The 19,811-nt window shown below is 43.0% G+C and carries 19 protein-coding genes; 18 read left to right on the top strand and 1 reads right to left on the bottom strand.

Going from position 1 to position 19,811, the window contains the following annotated elements:
* Window positions 1-6 precede the first annotated feature (6 nt).
* On the top strand, window positions 7-1,668 hold the full coding sequence (gene bfmS, locus FTU79_RS04140) for a sensor histidine kinase BfmS (protein WP_180048966.1): 1,662 nt from the start codon (window positions 7-9) through the stop codon (window positions 1,666-1,668).
* Window positions 1,669-1,761: 93 nt separating this feature from the next.
* On the opposite strand, the gene FTU79_RS04135 is transcribed toward bfmS, so the two are convergent.
* A complete protein-coding gene (locus FTU79_RS04135; protein WP_078191107.1) occupies window positions 1,762-2,118 on the bottom strand; it encodes a hypothetical protein in 357 nt (118 codons plus the stop codon).
* Between the two features lie 104 nt (window positions 2,119-2,222).
* On the opposite strand from FTU79_RS04135, the gene FTU79_RS04130 reads away from it, so the two are divergent.
* From FTU79_RS04130 to FTU79_RS04050, 17 genes are all read left to right on the top strand, one after another.
* Complete coding sequence (locus FTU79_RS04130; RefSeq protein ID WP_180048965.1) at window positions 2,223-2,420, top strand: hypothetical protein; 198 nt, start codon at window positions 2,223-2,225, stop codon at window positions 2,418-2,420.
* A 265-nt stretch (window positions 2,421-2,685) separates the two neighbouring features.
* Complete coding sequence (gene ndhC / locus FTU79_RS04125; RefSeq protein ID WP_078191106.1) at window positions 2,686-3,234, top strand: NADH-quinone oxidoreductase subunit A; 549 nt, start codon at window positions 2,686-2,688, stop codon at window positions 3,232-3,234.
* Window positions 3,235-3,240: 6 nt separating this feature from the next.
* The gene (locus FTU79_RS04120) at window positions 3,241-3,918 is read left to right on the top strand and encodes an NADH-quinone oxidoreductase subunit B family protein (protein ID WP_078191105.1); all 678 of its coding nucleotides are present in this window, start codon (window positions 3,241-3,243) and stop codon (window positions 3,916-3,918) included.
* An 87-nt stretch (window positions 3,919-4,005) separates the two neighbouring features.
* Complete coding sequence (nuoC, locus tag FTU79_RS04115; RefSeq protein ID WP_078191104.1) at window positions 4,006-5,793, top strand: NADH-quinone oxidoreductase subunit C/D; 1,788 nt, start codon at window positions 4,006-4,008, stop codon at window positions 5,791-5,793.
* 14 nt (window positions 5,794-5,807) lie between these two features.
* Window positions 5,808-6,317, top strand: coding sequence for an NADH-quinone oxidoreductase subunit NuoE (gene nuoE / locus FTU79_RS04110; RefSeq protein ID WP_078191103.1), 510 nt, complete (start codon window positions 5,808-5,810; stop codon window positions 6,315-6,317).
* Entirely contained in the window at window positions 6,314-7,645 is a 1,332-nt protein-coding gene (nuoF, locus tag FTU79_RS04105) for an NADH-quinone oxidoreductase subunit NuoF (protein ID WP_180009321.1), read from the top strand. The genes nuoE and nuoF overlap by 4 nt, the downstream gene beginning before the upstream one ends.
* A gap of 11 nt (window positions 7,646-7,656) precedes the next feature.
* Window positions 7,657-10,335, top strand: a complete 2,679-nt coding sequence (gene nuoG / locus FTU79_RS04100) for an NADH-quinone oxidoreductase subunit NuoG (protein ID WP_180009323.1) — start codon at window positions 7,657-7,659, stop codon at window positions 10,333-10,335.
* Window positions 10,336-10,338: 3 nt separating this feature from the next.
* Window positions 10,339-11,355 carry an NADH-quinone oxidoreductase subunit NuoH gene (gene nuoH, locus FTU79_RS04095; protein ID WP_078191100.1) on the top strand — a complete coding sequence of 339 codons (1,017 nt, stop codon included), beginning with the start codon at window positions 10,339-10,341 and terminating at the stop codon, window positions 11,353-11,355.
* Window positions 11,356-11,373: 18 nt separating this feature from the next.
* Entirely contained in the window at window positions 11,374-11,916 is a 543-nt protein-coding gene (nuoI, locus tag FTU79_RS04090; RefSeq protein WP_078191099.1) for an NADH-quinone oxidoreductase subunit NuoI, read from the top strand.
* Window positions 11,916-12,434 (top strand): NADH-quinone oxidoreductase subunit J, encoded by a 519-nt coding sequence (nuoJ, locus tag FTU79_RS04085; protein WP_171262661.1) that lies wholly within the window; start codon window positions 11,916-11,918, stop codon window positions 12,432-12,434. The genes nuoI and nuoJ overlap by 1 nt, the downstream gene beginning before the upstream one ends.
* The gene (gene nuoK / locus FTU79_RS04080) at window positions 12,434-12,742 is read left to right on the top strand and encodes an NADH-quinone oxidoreductase subunit NuoK (protein WP_067665227.1); all 309 of its coding nucleotides are present in this window, start codon (window positions 12,434-12,436) and stop codon (window positions 12,740-12,742) included. Before nuoJ ends, nuoK begins: the two co-directional genes overlap by 1 nt.
* A complete protein-coding gene (gene nuoL / locus FTU79_RS04075) occupies window positions 12,739-14,628 on the top strand; it encodes an NADH-quinone oxidoreductase subunit L (RefSeq protein ID WP_078191097.1) in 1,890 nt (629 codons plus the stop codon). Before nuoK ends, nuoL begins: the two co-directional genes overlap by 4 nt.
* A gap of 1 nt (window position 14,629) precedes the next feature.
* On the top strand, window positions 14,630-16,243 hold the full coding sequence (nuoM, locus tag FTU79_RS04070) for an NADH-quinone oxidoreductase subunit M (RefSeq protein ID WP_078191096.1): 1,614 nt from the start codon (window positions 14,630-14,632) through the stop codon (window positions 16,241-16,243).
* Window positions 16,244-16,246: 3 nt separating this feature from the next.
* Entirely contained in the window at window positions 16,247-17,791 is a 1,545-nt protein-coding gene (gene nuoN, locus FTU79_RS04065) for an NADH-quinone oxidoreductase subunit NuoN (RefSeq protein ID WP_078192290.1), read from the top strand.
* Window positions 17,792-17,917: 126 nt separating this feature from the next.
* The gene (upp, locus tag FTU79_RS04060) at window positions 17,918-18,553 is read left to right on the top strand and encodes a uracil phosphoribosyltransferase (RefSeq protein WP_180009325.1); all 636 of its coding nucleotides are present in this window, start codon (window positions 17,918-17,920) and stop codon (window positions 18,551-18,553) included.
* A gap of 85 nt (window positions 18,554-18,638) precedes the next feature.
* Window positions 18,639-18,932: a cold shock domain-containing protein gene (locus FTU79_RS04055; RefSeq protein WP_078192288.1), complete on the top strand. Its 294-nt coding sequence runs from the start codon at window positions 18,639-18,641 to the stop codon at window positions 18,930-18,932.
* Between the two features lie 105 nt (window positions 18,933-19,037).
* Window positions 19,038-19,793, top strand: a complete 756-nt coding sequence (locus FTU79_RS04050) for a cold shock domain-containing protein (RefSeq protein WP_180009327.1) — start codon at window positions 19,038-19,040, stop codon at window positions 19,791-19,793.
* The last annotated feature ends 18 nt before the right edge of the window (window positions 19,794-19,811 follow it).

Below are 19,811 nucleotides of genomic sequence, written 5' to 3'. Positions count from 1 at the left end.
TTTTACGTGTTTAAACACAGTATATTTTTGCGCGTTTATGCGGGGCTACTGATTTTAGTCTTTTTAGTCGCTACATTTGGCTATTTGCTGGTGCAAATCATTAACTACCAGCGCGCGCAAGAATATCGTGAATCGCTTACTGACGGTTTGGCTTTCATTATAAGTGAAGGTATTGCACGTCAGCCAAATGAACAACAAAAGTCAGATTGGGTGTCAGATGCATCTGATCTACTTGAGTTGCCTATTTATTATGTAAAAGCTAATCAGGTTGATTTAACCCGAGCGGAAACAAAACGTATAGAAGAGCGTAAAGCTGTAGTGCGTTGGGACGCACAAACCACAGCAGCTTATATTATTATTGGTTTAAAAGATGATCCTGCACATCTACTGTATATAAAAGCTGATAATATTTCAGAACGCCAAATGAAGGCGTTGCCTGTCTTTATACTGGATTATTTGGTTTATTACCCAGGTCAAGAAAAACAATATCTTGAAAAAATTCAGCATCATTTTTCATATCCAATTTCAATTCAAAATGTTCAGAGTTTGCCTTTAGATTCTGAGCAAATCGGCCGGCTACGTTTAGATCACAGTATTATTTTGTATCGTGACAGTGCGACGGAACGCGGCACGACCATTTCGATCGTATCGCCAATTCCAAGCTCAACTTCAGAAGTCTTGGTTATGGGGCCGGTACCGCTATTCAATTGGATGCCTTTTCAGTTGGCAGCCGGTATTACGCTACTGAGCTTGTTTGTCTTGAGCTTGGGTGTTTATGGTCTATTGGTGCCGATGCAACGTAAGCTGCGTGCTGTAAATTATGCGTTAAATAAAATGAAGGGCGGGGACTTATCTGTACGTCTGCCTGTCGAAAGTACCGATGAATTTGGTACCTTGGCATCGAGCTATAACTCAATGTCAGATCATATTGAACGTTTAATTGAAGCACAGCGTGAGTTGATGCGCGCGGTATCGCATGAACTGCGAACACCTGTGGCGCGGATTCGCTTTGGTGTAGAAATGATGGCGGATGAAGACGACTACGACTACCGTCAGCAGCAAGTTGAACAAATCGACAAAGATATCGAAGCTCTCAATACCTTGATTGATGAGATCATGACTTATGCCAAGCTCGAACAGGGCATGCCATCTTTAGAGTTTGAAGATGTCAGCTTGTTTGAAGTTTTAGATCAGGTCTTGATTGAAACCGAAGCCTTAAAGACAGGGAAAACCTTGGAATTGCAAGCACCACCGATTGGGGTGATTGTGGAAACCGAGCGTCGCTATTTACATCGCGTTGTACAAAACTTGGTGGGTAATGCAGTGCGTTATTGTGATGATAAAGTGCTGATCAGTGGTGGTGTGAATGATGAAGGCATGGCCTATATCTGTGTTGAAGATGATGGCCCCGGCATTCCAGAAGAAGATCGTAAGCGTATTTTTGATGCCTTTGCACGCTTAGATGATAGTCGTACCCGTGCTTCAGGGGGCTATGGTTTAGGTTTATCGATTGTTAGCCGTATTGCTTATTGGTTTGGTGGAACAGTTGGTATTGATGGAAGTCCAACATTGGGTGGGGCGCGTTTTACCATGACATGGCCTGCGACACGTTTTAAGAAGAATAAGCCGAAGCTAGATGGTAAAGAGCTTAGTGCCAATGACAGCTAAGCGAGCTAAGAAATCTAGCTCAGCTGCATTTAGCGAATGATACATATAAAAAAGCCATTCAATTTGAATGGCTTTTTTATATCAGGTTTTTACTTATTCGGTAATCGTTGCATCAGGTTCAATAATGGGTTTGCCATTTTTCAGAGCAGAAAGGGCATCTGTATTGAAATCGATGAGTAAAGAGTTGTTTTTTGCATCGATAGAATAATTGCTAATGAGTTTTTGGTCGCCGTTTAGGGTTTCAAGTTTATATTCATCTGCAATATTCATAATCCCGTTAAGGTTGGTGGTTGCAGAAGCTAAATCTTGACGTAATAATTCATAGATATCACGTAAATCAAAAATGGCATTTTGAGCATCAGGGTGCTTATCTAAGTAGTTTTTAATATGGTGAATCACCAATTGCGCAGATAGAAAATAATCAGGTTTATGCGTAAATTCTAAAGTCATTATTGTCTCTCCGTTGTGATTGCTTTTTGTGTTTTAACTACAAATATCACACTCTTTATAGGTCGTGTCAAAGAATTGCAAAAAAGCCACAAGAAGCTAAAAAAATGTCTTTTTACATAGAACCAATACAGCTGGCTTTTCATTTGAAGAAAAGATCAAAAGCAAAAGAAGTGAATAAAGAAACAACAAAGTTGAGGTGGGGGAGTATTTATTTAATAAATGACACAGTTGATAAAAATGCGGCAAATTTGCTGTGTATGCTGAGAAATGAAGGGTTTGTTGATGAAACTGAACAGTCATAATTTTCTGATAAAATCACATAAATGTAATAATTAATAAAAAAATGCAATCTAATCTAATTAAGCGATTAATCCTAATTTTAAGGGAGTAAACCCAATTTAAATGCTGAAATGATTAAAAAATCATCCTAAAGACGAATACCGATAAGCTAGCAAGAAGCCTCCTCAATCAGGTACAATTGGCGGGATTAATTTTGTGTTTGGTGTATTTGAAGGCCAATACATACATTCTTTGTTAATAAATAGGCCTGCCAGGAGTTATCCCCGCATGAGTGCCATTACTCCATACGATTGGGCAATTATTGCCTTCGTGATCGGCGTTACATTCCTTTGCGTCTTTATGCTGACCGTCCCTTTACTCCTTGGGGGTAAATCATGGGGTCGTGCTAAGCAAGAGCAGTTTGAGTCAGGTGTAGTAGGTGCTGGTGGTGCACGTATTCGCTTGTCTGCGAAATTCTATTTAGTTGCAATTTTCTTCGTCGTGTTTGATATCGAAGCACTTTATCTTTATGCATGGTCTACTTCTGTTCGTGAAGCAGGCTGGTTTGGTTTTACAACCGTGGTTATTTTTGTGGTCGATTTATTGATTGCTTTAATTTACGCGGTAAAAGTAGGTGCATTAGATTGGGCGCCTTCTGATAAGCGTAAAGCTGCAGGTAAAGCGTTGAAAATTGGTTCACCAAATATGGACATCGCAGAAATCACACGCTTTAACTCTATTGAAGAGTTGGTTATGGACCCTACAGGTCAAATTCCAGCGCAATCATCTGGTCGTGTGAAATCTAAGTCACCGACTGCATCATCTGACAAGGAGTAAGACGGGATGAAATATACATTAACCCGTGCGAATCCGGATGCTGATCAATATCCACTTCAAGAGCGTCAAATCGTTACCGATCCGCTTGAAGAAGAAGTGAATAAAAATGTGTTCATGACTCGTTTAGAGGATGTTGCACATACAGCAGTAAACTGGGGTCGTAAAAACTCAGTTTGGCCGTTCAACTTTGGTACATCTTGCTGCTACGTAGAGTATGCAACGACTTTAACAGGCGTGCATGACTTGTCACGTTTCGGTGCCGAGGTTATTCGTGCTTCACCACGTCAGGCTGACTTGATGATTGTTGCAGGTACATGCTTCATGAAAATGGCGCCTGTAATTCAACGTTTGTACGAGCAAATGCTTGAGCCTAAATGGGTAATCTCAATGGGCGCATGTGCAAACTCTGGTGGTATGTACGACATTTATTCAGTTGTACAAGGTGTGGATAAAATCATCCCTGTCGATGTGTATATCCCGGGTTGCCCACCACGTCCTGAAGCTTTAATTCAGGCATTGATGTTATTGCAAGACCAGATTCAACTTGAGCGCCGTCCTTTATCGGCCGTGATTGGTGATGATCTTAAGCCAGTGTATAAGCCAAAGATGATGCCAGAACGTGACCGTAAGAACGCACAGCGTATTGCAGTGAAAAACTTACGCTCAATGGATGAAATTAAATAATCACTGCGACGAAATATTGATACACCCGGACTGGGTGTAATTGTCGTTTTGATTGACTGAATTTGTATTAAATAGGAAGCCAAGCCAATGGCTGAAACTGACATTGCTATGCCAGAATCAACTCCAGTTGATTCCCGCCCTGCATTTGCAATTGTAGAAGAGCTCAAAACCAAATTTGGTGAGAACTTCTACGTGCAAACGACTTTTGAAGACTTTCCAACAGTCTGGGTTGAGCGCGCACGTGTACAAGAAGTTTTAATGTTCTTGCGTACGGTGTCACGTCCATACGTGATGCTGTTTGACTTGTCTGCGGTTGATGAGCGTTTACGTACACACCGCGATGGTCTGCCTGCATCTGACTTCACTGTGTTCTATCACTTGTTATCGTTAGAGCGTAACAGTGATATTCGTATCAAGGTTGCATTAGCTGAGAATGATGTAAACATTCCAACGGCAACGAATATTTGGCCTAATGCCAACTGGTACGAACGTGAAGCTTACGACATGTTCGGTATCAACTTCGAAGGGCATCCAATGCTCCGTCGTATCTTGTTGCCAACATATTGGGAAGGTCACCCGTTACGTAAAGAATATTCTGCGCGTGCGACTGAATACACGCCTTATCGCCAAAACCAAGCGAAACAGGATTACGAACAAGAACATCTTCGTTTCGTACCTGAAGATTGGGGTATGAAGCGTGGGAACGATGATGAAGACTTCATGTTCCTAAACTTGGGTCCTAACCATCCATCTGCGCACGGTGCCTTCCGTGTGATCTTGCAGTTGGACGGTGAAGAAGTGAAAGACTGTGTACCTGACATTGGCTATCACCACCGTGGTGTGGAAAAAATGGCTGAGCGTCAAACATGGCACTCATTCATTCCGTATACAGACCGTGTTGACTACTTAGGTGGTTGTGCGCAAAACATGCCTTACGTTCTTGGCGTAGAGCAAATGGCAGGGATTACGGTTCCTGATCGTGCACAATGTATCCGTGTCATGATGTCTGAATTGTTCCGTATCAATAACCACTTATTGTTCATTGGTACTGCGATTCAGGATGCCGGCGGTATGACCCCAGTATTCTATATGTTCGCTGACCGTCAAAAAATCTATGACGCGATCGAAGCGATCACGGGTTACCGTATGCACCCAGCATGGTTCCGTATCGGTGGTACAGCGCACGACTTGCCAAACAACTGGCAGCACCTCATTCGCGAAATCCTAGATTGGATGCCGAAGCGTATGAACGAGTACTACACTGCGGCACTGAAAAACTCAGTGTTTATCGGTCGTACCCGTAATGTTGCTCAGTATGATGCAAAATCAGCATTGGCTTGGGGTGTAACAGGTACAGGTCTACGTGCTACAGGTATTGATTTCGACGTTCGTAAATACCGTCCTTATAGCGGCTACGAAAACTACGACTTCGATGTGCCTTTAGAGTACGAAGGCGATGCTTATGCACGTGTTCTTGTTCACTTCCGTGAAATTGAAGAATCACTGAAAATCATCAAACAATGTTTAGACAACATGCCTTCTGGTGCATACAAAGCAGACCATCCATTGGCTGTTCCACCACCAAAAGATAAAACTTTACAAGACATCGAAACATTGATTACGCACTTCTTGAGCGTGTCATGGGGTCCTGTAATGCCAGCAGGCGAAAGCTCTGTAATGGCGGAAGTGGTAAAAGGTGCGTCGAACTACTACTTGACTTCAGACAAGTCAACGATGAGTTACCGTACACGTATCCGTACACCAACCTTCACGCACTTACAGCAAATGCCTTCTGTGATTAACGGCAGCTTAATGTCTGACTTAATCATTTATTTAGCGACAATTGACGTCGTAATGGCTGACGTGGATCGCTAAGGGGTAATCGCATTATGATGATTTTGACTGACAAAAAACCACGTGTGAACGTTGAAGGGATTTTAACTGCGGAAGAAATCCACGATATCGAACATCACATTGGTCACTATCCGTACCCACGCGCAGCATGTCTTGATGCGCTGAAGTGTGTACAACGCCGTAATGGCTGGGTAGATGATGCACAGATGAATGCTATTGCTCAATTGCTTAGCATGAGCCTTGCAGACTTAGAAGGTGTTGCTACTTTCTATAACCGTATTTACCGTCAACCAGTTGGTCGCCACGTAATTTTATTATGTGACTCGATTGCTTGTTTCTTGATGGGTGCGGAAACACTTGCTGAAGCATTCCAGCGTGAATTAGGCATTTCATTTGGTCAAACGACTGCAGATGGTCGCTTTACTTTATTGCCAATTTGCTGCCTAGGTAACTGTGACAAAGGTCCGACGTTAATGATTGACGAAGACACTCACGGTTTAGTTGAAGTGACTTCAATTAAACAGTTATTGGAGAAGTATGTATGAATACTGAACCAAAACCAATTTATGGCGACGGTAACCCAGAAACTCACCCATTAACTTGGCGTTTGAGCAAACAGGAACACGTTCGCAGTGCAGATGATTACGAAGCACTTGAAGGTTATGCCGGCTTTAAGAAAGCTGTTGGCATGCAACCGAAAGAAGTGCTTGAAGTGATCAAAGCTGCGACTGTAAAAGGTCGTGGTGGTGCGGGCTTCCCAGCAGGGATCAAATGGTCGCTTATGGCACCAAATGATAACTCAGGTCCTCGTTACCTCATCTGTAATGCCGATGAAATGGAACCAGGTACCTTTAAAGACCGTCTGTTGATGGAAAAACTTCCTCATCAGTTGATTGAAGGTATGTTGATTGCTGCTTATACATTAGAAGCAACACAAGGTTATATCTTCATCCGTGGTGAATACATTGAAGCGGCTCAATACTTAAATGAAGCATTGGACCAAATTCGTGCCAAAGGCTACTTGGGTGAAAACATCCTAGGTACAGGTTGGAACTTTGAGTTACACGTGCATACCGGTGCGGGTCGTTATATCTGTGGTGAAGAAACTGCATTGATTAACTCGCTTGAAGGTCGCCGTGCGAACCCTCGTACTAAACCGCCATTCCCACAAGTTGCAGGTGCTTGGGGGCGTCCTACGATTGTTAACAACGTAGAGACTTACAACAACTTACCCGCAATTATGCTTCGTGGCCCTGAATGGTATATCGGTTTATCAGAAGGTAAGTCGAAAGATCCAGGTACTAAAATCTACGGTGCATCAGGTAAGGTGACTTTCCCAGGTCTTTGGGAACTTCCATTTGGTACAACTGCGCGTGAAGTGATTGACGATCATGCTGGTGGTATGCGTGATGGTTTAAAACTCAAAGCATGGTTACCGGGTGGTGCTTCTACAGACTTCCTTGCTGCTGAACACATTGACCTTCCTATGGATGCTGAAAGCATCATGAAAGCAGGTTCACGTTTAGGTACGTGTTTGCTCATGGTGGTTGATGAAACTCAGTGTATGGTTTCTGCGACACGTAACTTAGAAGAATTCTTTGCGCGTGAATCTTGCGGTTGGTGTACACCATGCCGTGATGGCTTACCTTGGGCGGTTAAAGCGCTTAAAGCCTTGGAAGATGGCACAGGTAAGAAAGAAGATATCGATCACTTACAAGAACTTACTCGTAAGCTTTGGATTGGTAAAACTTTCTGTGCGCATGCTCCAGGTGCGATGGAACCGTTAATGGGCGCACTCAAACATTTCCGTGGAGAGTTTGAAGCTAAAGTCGTAAATGCGGCAGCTCAAACTAGCAACGTAGAACAAGCTTAAGGAATTCGACTATGGCTACAATTCATGTCGATGGAAAATCGTATGAAGTCAACGGCTCAGAGAACTTGCTACAAGCATGTCTTAGCCTTGGCATCGACATCCCATACTTTTGTTGGCATCCATCCTTAGGTTCTGTCGGTTCTTGCCGTCAATGTGCTGTGACTCAATACGCGAATCCTGAAGATACTCGCGGTCGTTTAGTTATGTCATGTATGACGCCTGCATCTGACAATACCTACATCTCGATTGAAGATGACGAAGCAAAAAATTTCCGTGCTTCTGTTGTTGAATTCTTGATGACCAACCACCCACACGACTGCCCAGTCTGTGAAGAGGGTGGTCATTGTCATTTACAAGATATGACTGTAATGACTCAGCATGACCGTCGTCGTTACCGCTTCACAAAACGTACGCATTACAACCAAGAGCTAGGCTCTTTCATTTCTCATGAAATGAACCGTTGTATCGCGTGCTACCGTTGTGTGCGTTACTACAAAGATTATGCAGGTGGTACGGACTTTGGTGTGTATGCAAACGCTTCGCGTGTTTACTTTGGTCGTCCAGAATCAGGTACTTTAGAATCTGAATTCTCTGGTAACTTGACTGAAGTTTGCCCAACAGGTGTATTCACAGATAAAACTCACTCTGAACGCTATAACCGTAAATGGGACATGCAGTATGCGCCAAGCGTATGCCAAGGCTGTTCTTCAGGTTGTAACATCTCTCCGGGTGAACGTTATGGCGAACTACGTCGTGTAGAAAACCGCTTTAACGGTGACGTGAACCAATACTTCCTTTGCGATAAAGGTCGTTTCGGTACAGGTTATGTGAACCGTGAAGATCGTCCACGTCAACCACAATTCCGCTCTGGTGCAAATGTGACTACAGTTTCTGTAGACCAAGCATTGGATACCGTAATTGAAAATATCCAAGGCAAAAAAGTATTGGGTATCGGTTCACCACGTGCGTCACTTGAATCAAACTTCGCGCTTCGCGAACTTGTAGGTCAAGACAACTTCTCAACAGGTATGTCTCAAAAAGAGCAAAAACTTGTTGAGCTTGCAGCTTCTATCATGCAAACCGAAGGTGTTTATAACCCAGGTATGCGTGAAATCGAAAGCTACGATGCTGTGTTGATTTTGGGTGAAGACTTAACTCAAACTGCACCACGTATGGCTCTATCTGTTCGCCAAGCTGCGAAAAATAAAGCCAAAGAAATGGCTGCAGAGCGCCGTACGCAAGAGTGGTTGGCTGAGCCTGTACAACGTATTGCTCAAGATGCGAAATCTCCGATTTACATCCTTGCTGCAACTCAAACACGTTTAGCTGATGTTGCAACAGGTGAAGTTGTTGCATCACCTAACGACATTGCACGTTTAGGTTTTGCGGTCGCAGCTGCTGTCAAAGGTGAAGTGATCTTAGGTTTGGATGACGATGCAAAAGCATTTGCACAAACCATTGCTGACACTTTAAAAGCTGCGAAAAAACCATTAATCATCTCTGGTACAAGCTTGCAAGACGCATCAATCATGGAAGCTGCTGCACAAGTTGCACAGAACCTTGGTAATGCGGGCTTAACATTGACTGTTCCTGAAGTGAACTCAATGGGCTTAGCGATCTTTGGTGGTCAAAGCTTAGAACAAGCATTTGCACAAGATTACGATACCGTGATCGTGGTGGAAAATGACCTTTATCGTCGTTTACCAGCCGCTCAGGTGAATGCTGCACTTTCTGGTAAAGAAGTGATTGTACTTGATCATTCTGAAACTGAAACTGTGAAGAAAGCCAACATCGTACTTTCTGCTGCTTCATTTGCTGAAGGTGACGGTACTGTTGTCTCTCAAGAAGGCCGTGCACAACGTTTCTACCAAGTGTATGACCCAAGCTACTATAAACCTGAACTTGCGATCAAAGAATCTTGGCGCTGGTTACATGCCATTGAAACTGGCGTGAAAGGCAAAGCCATTTCTTGGACACTTCTTGATGACGTGATCGAGTCAGTAGCGAAAAACGTTCCTGCACTTGAAGCGATTCAAGATGTCGCACCAGATGCTGGCTTCCGTGTACATGGTCTGAAAGTGGCACGTGAACCACGTCGTTACTCAGGTCGTACAGCGATGCGCGCACCACTTTCTATTCATGAACCAAAACAACCAGTCGATAAAGACTCTGCGTTGACGTTCTCTATGGAAGGTTATGTAGGTAACCAAACTCCAGCTTCACTTGTACCATTTGCTTGGTCTGCAGGTTGGAACTCTCCACAAGCTTGGAACAAATTCCAAGACAACGTGGGTGGTCACTTAAAAGGTGGTGATGCAGGCGTTCGTTTATTCGATCGTTTAGCGAAACGTCCAGCACGTACTTTCGTTGCACCTGCACCTGTTGCGGTTAATGGTGAAAGCTTCCGTCTTGTACCGATGCATCACATCTTCGCTTCTGGTGAATTTACAGTGAAAACACCTGCGATGGAATCACGTATTCCTGAAGCAATGTTTGCTGTGGGTGAGCAAGATGCAGCACGCTTAAATGTTCAAGATGGTCAACGTATCGCTGTGAAAGCAGGGGATGCAGAAATCATCCTTCCAGTTCAAGTGATTGAATACTTACCTACAGGTTATATCGGTTACCCAGTGGGTCTTGCACCTACAGTATCGCTTGCAGAACCTGTTTCAGTCGCGGTAGGAGTGTAATTCATGGAACAAGAATTAATCCGTCAAACGCCGCTGTGGGCTGAAAACTGGCCAATCGCCTATTCAGTTCTTCAAGCAATTGTGATCTTACTGGTTGTGGTATTGATCGCTGCGTTGATGTCTTTTATTGAACGTCGTTTACTCGGCTTGTGGCAAGACCGTTACGGTCCGAACCGTGTAGGTCCGGGCGGTATGTTCCAGATTGTTGCCGACATGCTGAAAATCATGTTCAAAGAAGACTGGACACCAAAATTTGCTGACAAATTGACTTTCCGTATGGCTCCAGCAGTGGCGATGGCAACTGCGGTGCTATCGTTCATGGTTATTCCTGTTTCACCTTATTTAGGTGTTTCAGACATGAGCATCGGTCTATTGTTCTTTATGGCAATGGCTGGTATTGCGGTATACGCAGTATTGTTCGGTGGTTGGTCATCAAATAACAAATACGCATTACTTGGTGGTTTACGTTCTGCTGCTCAAACCATTTCTTATGAAGTGTTCTTGGGTATTTCACTAATGGGTGTGGTTGCGATTGCAGGCTCATTCAACATGCGTGAAATTGTTGAAGCTCAACGTGATGTTTGGTTTGTTATTCCTCAGTTCTTAGGTTTCTTGATCTTCGTGGTTGCGGGTGTTGCGGTAACTCACCGTCATCCATTTGACCAACCAGAAGCAGAACAAGAATTGGCGGAAGGTTACCATGTTGAATACGGCGGTATGAAATGGGGTATGTTCTTCGTTGCGGAATACGTCAACGTAGTACTGATCTCTGCATTAATCGTGACTTTATTCTTCGGTGGTTGGTTAGCGCCTTTCAACCTAGATATTCCATTCATTCCAGCTGCGTTCTGGTTCATTATTAAAACAGCATTCTTTGTCATGATGTTTGTCTTGGCTCGTGGTTCTTTAATGCGTCCACGTTATGACCAAGTCATGAACTTTGGTTGGAAAATTTGCTTGCCATTGGCGTTGGTTAACCTTCTGGTAACTGGTGCTGTGATTCTGATGAATCAGGCCTAAGACAGCAGGGAGAATAAAATGTTTAAATTTCTAGCTGGATTTGGGTCAATTGTACGTTCGTTGTGGATGGTATTCTCACACGCGACACGTAAACGTGACACCATTTTATATCCAGAGGTTAAAGCGGAAGACATCGTACCACCACGTTTCCGTGGTCGTATCGTGTTAACGCGTGACCCTGATGGTGAAGAGCGCTGCGTTGCATGTAACCTTTGTGCGGTTGCATGTCCAGTCGGCTGTATTTCACTACAAAAAGCTGAAAAAGAAGATGGTCGTTGGTATCCGGAATTTTTCCGTATCAACTTCTCACGTTGTATTTTCTGCGGTATGTGTGAAGAAGCATGTCCTACAACTGCGATTCAAATGACACCTGACTTTGAGTTAGGTGAGTATGTTCGTCAGGACTTAGTTTATGAGAAAGAAAACCTTCTTATCTCAGGTCCTGGTAAATACCCAGACTATAACTTCTACCGCGTAACAGGTATGGCTGTTGCTGGTAAAGATAAAGGTCAGGCTCAACGCGAAAGCACACCAGTTGATGTACGGAGTCTATTACCATGATGTGGCCATTTTATTTGATGGCGCTTGTGGCCATCGTCTCTACCGTTCGTGTTGTAACTAACACGAACCCAGTACACGCTTTATTAAGCTTGATTATCTCTTTACTTGCAGTTGCAGGTATCTTCATGATCGTGGGTGCGCCGTTTGCCGGTGCCCTCGAAATTATCGTTTACGCTGGCGCAATCATGGTGCTATTCGTATTCGTCGTGATGATGCTGAATCTTGGTCAAAATACAGTTGAACAAGAAAGCAAATGGCTGACTTCTTCAGCGTGGGCATATCCTGCGTTGATGAGCTTTCTAATGGGTCTAATCCTTGTTTGGATGTTGAAGTCAGACTACACAACTGCAGGCACTGTCATGGGTGCTCAAGTTGTCGGTCCGAAAGAAGTGGGTACTTCACTCTTTACTCAGTACTTATTGCTGGTTGAAGTTGCTGCGATGTTATTGCTTGGCGCACTTGTCGCTGCATTCCATCTTGGCAAACGTGAGCCAGGTGCAGAAGAGGACAAAGAATAATGGGCAACATCCCTTTAGAACATGGTTTGATCGTTGCAACCATTCTTTTTGCACTGGGTTTTTACGGTGTGATGGTTCGACGCAACCTACTATTTATTTTAATGAGCCTTGAAATCATGATGAACGCTGCTGCTTTAGCGTTCGTTTTGGCAGGAAGCGCATGGGCACAGCCAGATGGTCAAGTGATGTTTATCTTGATCTTAACGCTTGCTGCAGCAGAGGCGTGTATCGGTCTTGCGATCGTCCTTCAGTTCTATCATCGCTTCCATCATCTGGATGTGGATGCTGCTAGTGAGATGCGCGGATGAGTTATTTATATTTAACAGTACTTTTCCCGCTAATTGGTTTTATCCTGTTGGCGGCAGGTCGTAAAAATCTTCCTGAATCAGTTGCTGCAATTATTGGTGCAGGTTCAGTTGGTCTTTCAGCTTTATTTGCTTTAATTGCGGGTATTGACTTTGTTAATAATGGTTCAGTTGCAACAACTCAGCATCTTTGGACTTGGTTCAGTGCAGGTAACTTAGCACCGGGCTTCACGCTTCATTTAGATGGCTTATCATTATTGATGATGGGCATGATTACAGGTGTGGGTTTCTTAATTCACATCTTTGCAACATGGTACATGCGTGGCGAAGAAGACTTTGCACGTTTCTTCTCATACTTCAACTTATTCGTAGCAAGCATGCTGCTTTTAGTGTTGGGTGACAACTTAGCGTTGTTATTCTTGGGTTGGGAAGGTGTAGGTCTATGTTCATACCTATTGATTGGTTACTACTACCAAACACCTGCAAACGGTTTTGCTGCAATTAAAGCATTCACTGTGACACGTGTGGGTGACGTATTCTTACTGATTGCATTGTTCTTGATCTACCAACAATTCGGCACTTTAAACATTGCAGAAGTTGTGGCTGCTGCGCCAACAGTTTTGGCTCAGAGTTCTTCGATTGCAATTTGGACTGCATTGATGTTGTTCTTGGGTGCTGCAGGTAAATCTGCTCAGATCCCATTACAAACATGGTTGGCAGATGCGATGGCTGGTCCTACACCAGTATCTGCATTGATCCACGCAGCAACAATGGTAACAGCAGGTGTTTACCTATGTAGCCGTATGTTCAGCGTGTTTGAACAAGCGCCAGAAGTGATGATGTTCATCTCAATCACAGGTGCGGTAACATTGTTGGTTGCGGGCTTTGCTGCATTGGTACAAACAGACATCAAACGTATTCTTGCTTACTCTACTATGAGTCAGTTGGGTTATATGTTTATGGCTGTAGGTGCTGAAGCTTACCAAGCCGGTCTATTCCACATGCTGACTCACGCATTCTTCAAGGCATTATTATTCTTGTCTTCTGGTGCTGTGATTTTGGCTTACCATCACGAACAAAACATCTTCAAGATGGGTGGTCTATTCCACAAAAACAAATTCTTGTTTGCTTGTTTCGCGATTGGTGGCGGTGCATTGGCAGCGATTCCATTCATCACGATCGGCTTCTTCTCGAAAGATGCGATTCTTGGTGCGGTATGGGTGAAAGGTCAAGCGATTGCAGTTTATGACTGCTTGTACTGGACTGGTGTAGCAGGTGCGTTCTTAACTTCAATTTATACATTCCGTCTTATTTGGGTTGTATTCTTTGGTAAAGAAAACACGCCTTACCATGAAATCAAAGGTGTTACTTACTGGGGTCCATTGGCGATTCTTGCAGTGCTTTCAACTGGTTTAGCTTATGTATTAAAAGCACCAGTAACGAATATTTTAAATGCTGCACAAATCCCAGCGTTTAATATTCCAGAAGCGCTAGAACATGGTATGCATAGCGCTGAATACACAGCTGTTGGTATTGCACTTGCAGGTCTTGCAGTGGGTGTGGTGTTATTTGCCTTTGCTTATGGTGCAGTGAAATCGTTCGCGAAAACTTCACTGGGCGCGGGTCTTGCAAATATCTGTCGTAATGCACTTGGTTTCGATGCTTTGTACAACATTGTTTTCGTTAAGCCTTATTTGCTACTGGCTAAAATCTTTGGTCGTGATCCAATTGACGGCTTATGGCTTGTATTGCCTGCACTTGTTAAAGGCGGTAATAGCTTTACAAGTTCACGTCAAACAGGTTCATTGCGTGAATACGCATCTAGTATGGCATTCGGTACGTTTGCATTACTATTGATCCTGGTCGTGATTCAGGTCGTGGGGAAATAAAATGGAAACTCCAAACAATTTAATTCTACCCGCTCTGATCCTTATTCCGTTCATTGCAGGTTTTGTATGCTGGCTTGTCGATAAACTCGACAAGCACTTACCACGCTATATTGCCTTAATTGGTATGCTATTAACGTTGGTGTTAACCGTCGTTTTATGGCAAAGCGGTACTTATAACTACGAGTTGGGTACACAAGCTCCACAGTGGGCTGCTCAATTTAACCTACCGTGGATTACCACTTTAGGGATTAACATTCACCTTGCGGTGGATGGTCTTTCACTGCTTATGGTGGGTTTAACTGCATTACTGGGTGTACTTGCGGTCGGCTGTTCATGGGGTGAGATTCAAAAGAACGTTGGTTTCTTCCACTTAAACCTACTGTGGTCTTTAGGTGGTGTGATCGGTGTATTCTTAGCGATTGACATGTTCCTATTCTTCTTCTTCTGGGAGATGATGCTAGTACCAATCTACTTCTTGATCGCACTTTGGGGTCATAAAGGGGCAGAAGGTAAGTCACGCGTTTACGCTGCAACTAAATTCTTTATCTATACTCAGGTTGCGGGTCTGATCATGTTGATCGGTATCTTGGGTCTAGTGGTTGTTGGCTTCCAACTTCACGGTCAAATCAGCTTTAACTATGACTTCTTGATGAGTGTTGCACACACTGTTGAGGCGAAAGCTCCAGCACTTGCGTATGCATTCATGATCTGTATGTTCATTGGTTTTGCGGTAAAACTTCCAGTTTTCCCATTACACGGCTGGTTACCAGATGCACATGCACAAGCACCTACAGCGGGTTCTGTCGACCTTGCAGGTATCTTGATTAAAACTGCGGCTTATGGTCTTTTACGTTTCGTTATTCCATTCTTCCCAGTAGCATCTGCTCAGTTTGCTGACATCGCGATCATTCTTGGTCTAATCGGTATTTTCTACGGTGCATGGTGTGCATTCCAACAAACAGACATGAAACGTCTGCTTGCGTACACATCTATTTCGCACATGGGCTTCGTACTTCTTGCTTTGTATGCAGGTAACATCCTGACATTCCAAGGCTTGATGATTATGATGCTGGCTCACGGTCTATCTTCTGCTGCATTGTTCATTATGTGTGGTCAGGTTTACGAACGTCTGCATACACGTGACATGCGTTTGATGGGCGGTATCCGTGGTCAGTTCCAATACCTTTCATTCTTCTTAATGTTCTTTGTTGCGGCACTTGTAGGTATTCCGGGTCTAGGTAACTTCATCGGTGAATTCCTGATCTTGATGGGTTCTTATGACAAGTTCCCTGTGTACACAATCCTTGCTGCAGTAAGCTTAGTATTTGCCGGTCTTTACGGTTTAATCCTGATCCACAAAGCGTTGTTTGGTACACCAAACGAAGAACAAAAACAGCATTACGCAAATCCGTTGAAAGACTTAAATGCGCGTGAAGTTGTGATTCTTTTAATCTGTGCTCTTGGTCTAGTATGGCTTGGTCTATTCCCACAAACTTTCCTTGATATTTCAAATTCAAGCATGGCGTGGATTGCAAATAGCTATATTCCAGTTCAAGAAGTCGTTGATGTTGTGCAGCAGATTGCTGTACAACCTGAAAATGTGGAGATGCAATAAGCCATGGACTTCACAATGTCATTTTCTGAGCTTATGCCATTAGCTCCTGTGATGATCGTGGCTTTAACTGCGATCGTCGTGATGTTGCTAATTGCAATCAAGCGTAACCACAATTTAGTTGCAACGACTTCCGTTATCGGTCTGAACCTTGCAGCCTTTTATATTATTTTTGTTTTCGTTGCAGGGCAGTATGCACCTGCAAACGTAATGAATTTGTTCATCGTAGATCCATTTACGATGTTGTACCAATTCGTGATTTTGATTGCAGCACTTGCTTGCTGTACATTGTCACATGCGTATATCGAAACCTATAAAGATAACCGTGAAGAACTTTATATCTTGATGCTGTGCTCTGTAACAGGTGCATTGTTAATGGTTGCAAGTTCTCACTATGCGTCATTCTTTATCAGCCTTGAGTTAATGTCGATTCCTGTATACGGCCTATTGGCTTATACACACCAACGTTCACAGTCGCTTGAAGCGGGTGTGAAATACTTGGTGCTTTCAGCAACCGCTTCTGCGATGTTGTTGATGGGTATGGCTTATGTATATGCGTATACAGGTACAATGGCATTCGTTGCTGAACCAGGCAAAATGTTCACAACATTCAGCCAACCGGGTGTAGTCCTTGGTCTTGCACTGATTGTATTTGCTGTTGCATTTAAATTGTCTCTTGCGCCATTCCACAAATGGACACCAGACGTGTATGCAGGTGCGCCAGCGCCAATCGCGACATTCTTAGCGACTGTGGCTAAAGTGGCAATGATCGGTCTATTCGTTCGTTATTTCTTGGCTTCTGGCTTAATCCTTTCTGACAGCTTCATCACGATCGTGACCATCATTGCAGTATTGTCTATCCTTGCGGGTAACTTACTAGCAGTACGTCAAGTGAACTTGAAACGTATCCTTGCATACTCTTCAATCGCTCACTTTGGTTACTTACTTGTTGCGATTGTCAGTGCACGTAATACTGACTTTGTTCAAGTACAAGGCTTTGCAACATTCAGCAGCGTCAACGTTTATGTGATTACTTATGTATTAACAACGATTGGTGCGTTCGGTGTTGTGACACTGATGTCTAGCCCTTACAACAACAAAGACGAAGCAGGTAGTCTTGCTGAGTACCGTGGTTTGTTCTGGCGTCGTCCAGTGTTGACTGCAACACTCACTGTCATGATGTTATCTCTTGCAGGTATCCCATTAACAGCGGGCTTTATTGGTAAGTTCCTTGTGATCAAAACAGCAGTTGCTGGTGGTTCATGGTTCTTAGCTGCAATGGTGATCCTTGGTTCAGGTATCGGTTTGTACTACTACCTACGTGTGATGGTTGTGATGTACATGACTCCACCGGAAAACCCACGTATCGACGCTGTCGATCATTGGGGTCAAAAAGTGGGTGGTATTATGGTGCTTGGCGCAGCTGCACTTGTGTTGTTGATCGGTGTATATCCAGATCCAATCATTGCAGTTTCTCAAGTGGCATACTTTGCGATCTCACCTGAATTACAACAGTTCATTTTTAGCTTAATTCAAAGTGGTTTTAACTAATGAATTAAGCAATTAATTTGCTTATTACAAAAAAGCCTCCTGTAAAGGGGGCTTTTTTATTTTTATCATTTGTTAAATAGCTTTATAATGGTTGAAATTTTATCTTAACCTTTTAGGTGTTCTCCCGTGGCTATCCATGAAATCCGTCATCCGCTTATTCGACATAAACTCGGCTTACTTCGTCGTGCAGATATTAGTACTAAAAACTTCCGTGAGCTTGCTCAAGAAGTGACTATGCTTCTGACTTATGAAGCAACGAAAGATTTACCAATGGTCGATCATGAAATTGATGGTTGGAATGGTAAAGTAACTGTAGATCGTATTGCCGGTAAAAAAATAACAGTCGTACCGATTTTACGTGCAGGTATTGGTATGTTGGATGGTTTCTTAAACCTGATTCCAAGTGCAAAAGTATCTGTATTGGGTTTAGAGCGTGACGAAGAAACTTTAGAAGCGCGTACTTACTACAAAAAATTAGTACCAGACGTACAAAACCGTTTAGCCATGATTATTGACCCAATGCTTGCAACAGGTTCATCGCTCGTCGCTGCTATTGACGTTCTAAAAGCCAGTGGTTGTAAAGATATTCGTGTCATGGTGCTTGTAGCAGCTCCAGAAGGCATTAAACGTGTGAATGAAGCTCACCCAGATGTGACCATTTATACAGCATCTGTAGACCAAGGTTTAAATGAAAACGGTTATATCGTTCCTGGTCTTGGCGATGCAGGCGATAAAATTTTCGGTTCAGTTCAAAAAGAATAATTTTTGCATCATGAACAGAAAAGGGGCTTTTATAGCCTCTTTTTTATATACTAAAGACATTGGAATAAATGGAATAGGGTACTTTATGAAGTCCGAACAATATAAAGGTAAAGTGAAGCAGTACAATCCTGAAAAGGGCTTTGGCTTTCTTTCATGTGAAGAAGGTGATGTATTTTTCCATATCTCTGACTTTCCCGCAGATGGTGTCGAGCCAAAACGTAATGATCGTGTGAAATTTAATGTGGTGAAAAATGGTGATCGTTATAAAGCCATAAACATTGAGCGTGAAGAAGACAAATCTGCAAAAGCTAAAAAATCTAAAGTAGTGGCAAATAACCAGTCAATTACTTCAGCTTTGCTTTCGAATTTGCGTAAATAATGTGATTGTAAGATTTCATGGAAATCTTTGAAATAAAAAGAGGTCTATCTGGCCTCTTTTTTATTATGATAAGAGTATTAAAAGAAAAGATGAGAGACAATTTTTATGTTTAAAGAGGGGAAAATCAAAAGCTATAACGTTGAGCGCGGCTTTGGATTTATACAACAAGATCAAGCACAGGATTTATTTTTTCATATTCGTGATTTTCCTAGCCGACACATCGAACCACGTGTTGGAGAAAATCTCAAATACAGGATTGAAGCAGATCAAGGTAAATTTAAAGCGGTAAATATCATCCGTTTAGATTTGAAAAAAAAGCAGTCCACTCATGAACAGATAAATCCGCCATTTGAATCAATGACAGATCGAGTGAACGATCAAGCTACTCCTCACGATACAGCCAAAGTCACAGTTTGGGGCAGTAAAATCTTCAGCATGATTGGACTCATTGTAATTCTAGTATTAGCTGTGGCTGTTTATGGGAAATATCAGCAGTACCAAGAACAGAAGCAGCTACATTTACAACAGCTCATGCAAGAAAATGAAAACATTGTAAAAGAACAACGTAAAGCTCAGGGGGATTTACCCGATCGGGTGCTGACTGAGCAAGGTGAAAAAAATCTATACGGCACAGCTTCAACGCAAGCTCAGTCTGTTGTTCAATACACTGCGCAGGCACCTTCTTCAAGTGATACGCCAAGGGCAGTAGAGAAAGCACAGTTTAGTTGTGATGGGCGTACGCATTGTAGTCAGATGCGTTCATACGAAGAAGCAGTGTTCTTTAATAATAATTGTCCAAATACGAAAATGGACGGCAATAATGATGGCGAACCATGTGAACGCCAATTTAAAAATAGATAAAAAAGCGCCTTAAGGCGC

Origin of the sequence: Acinetobacter sp. YH12144 (assembly GCF_013418345.1) — a bacterium.
Taxonomy (GTDB): domain Bacteria; phylum Pseudomonadota; class Gammaproteobacteria; order Pseudomonadales; family Moraxellaceae; genus Acinetobacter; species Acinetobacter amyesii.
The sequence above is the reverse complement of the archived record's forward strand: the minus strand, read 5'-3'. Positions and strand labels throughout refer to the sequence as shown.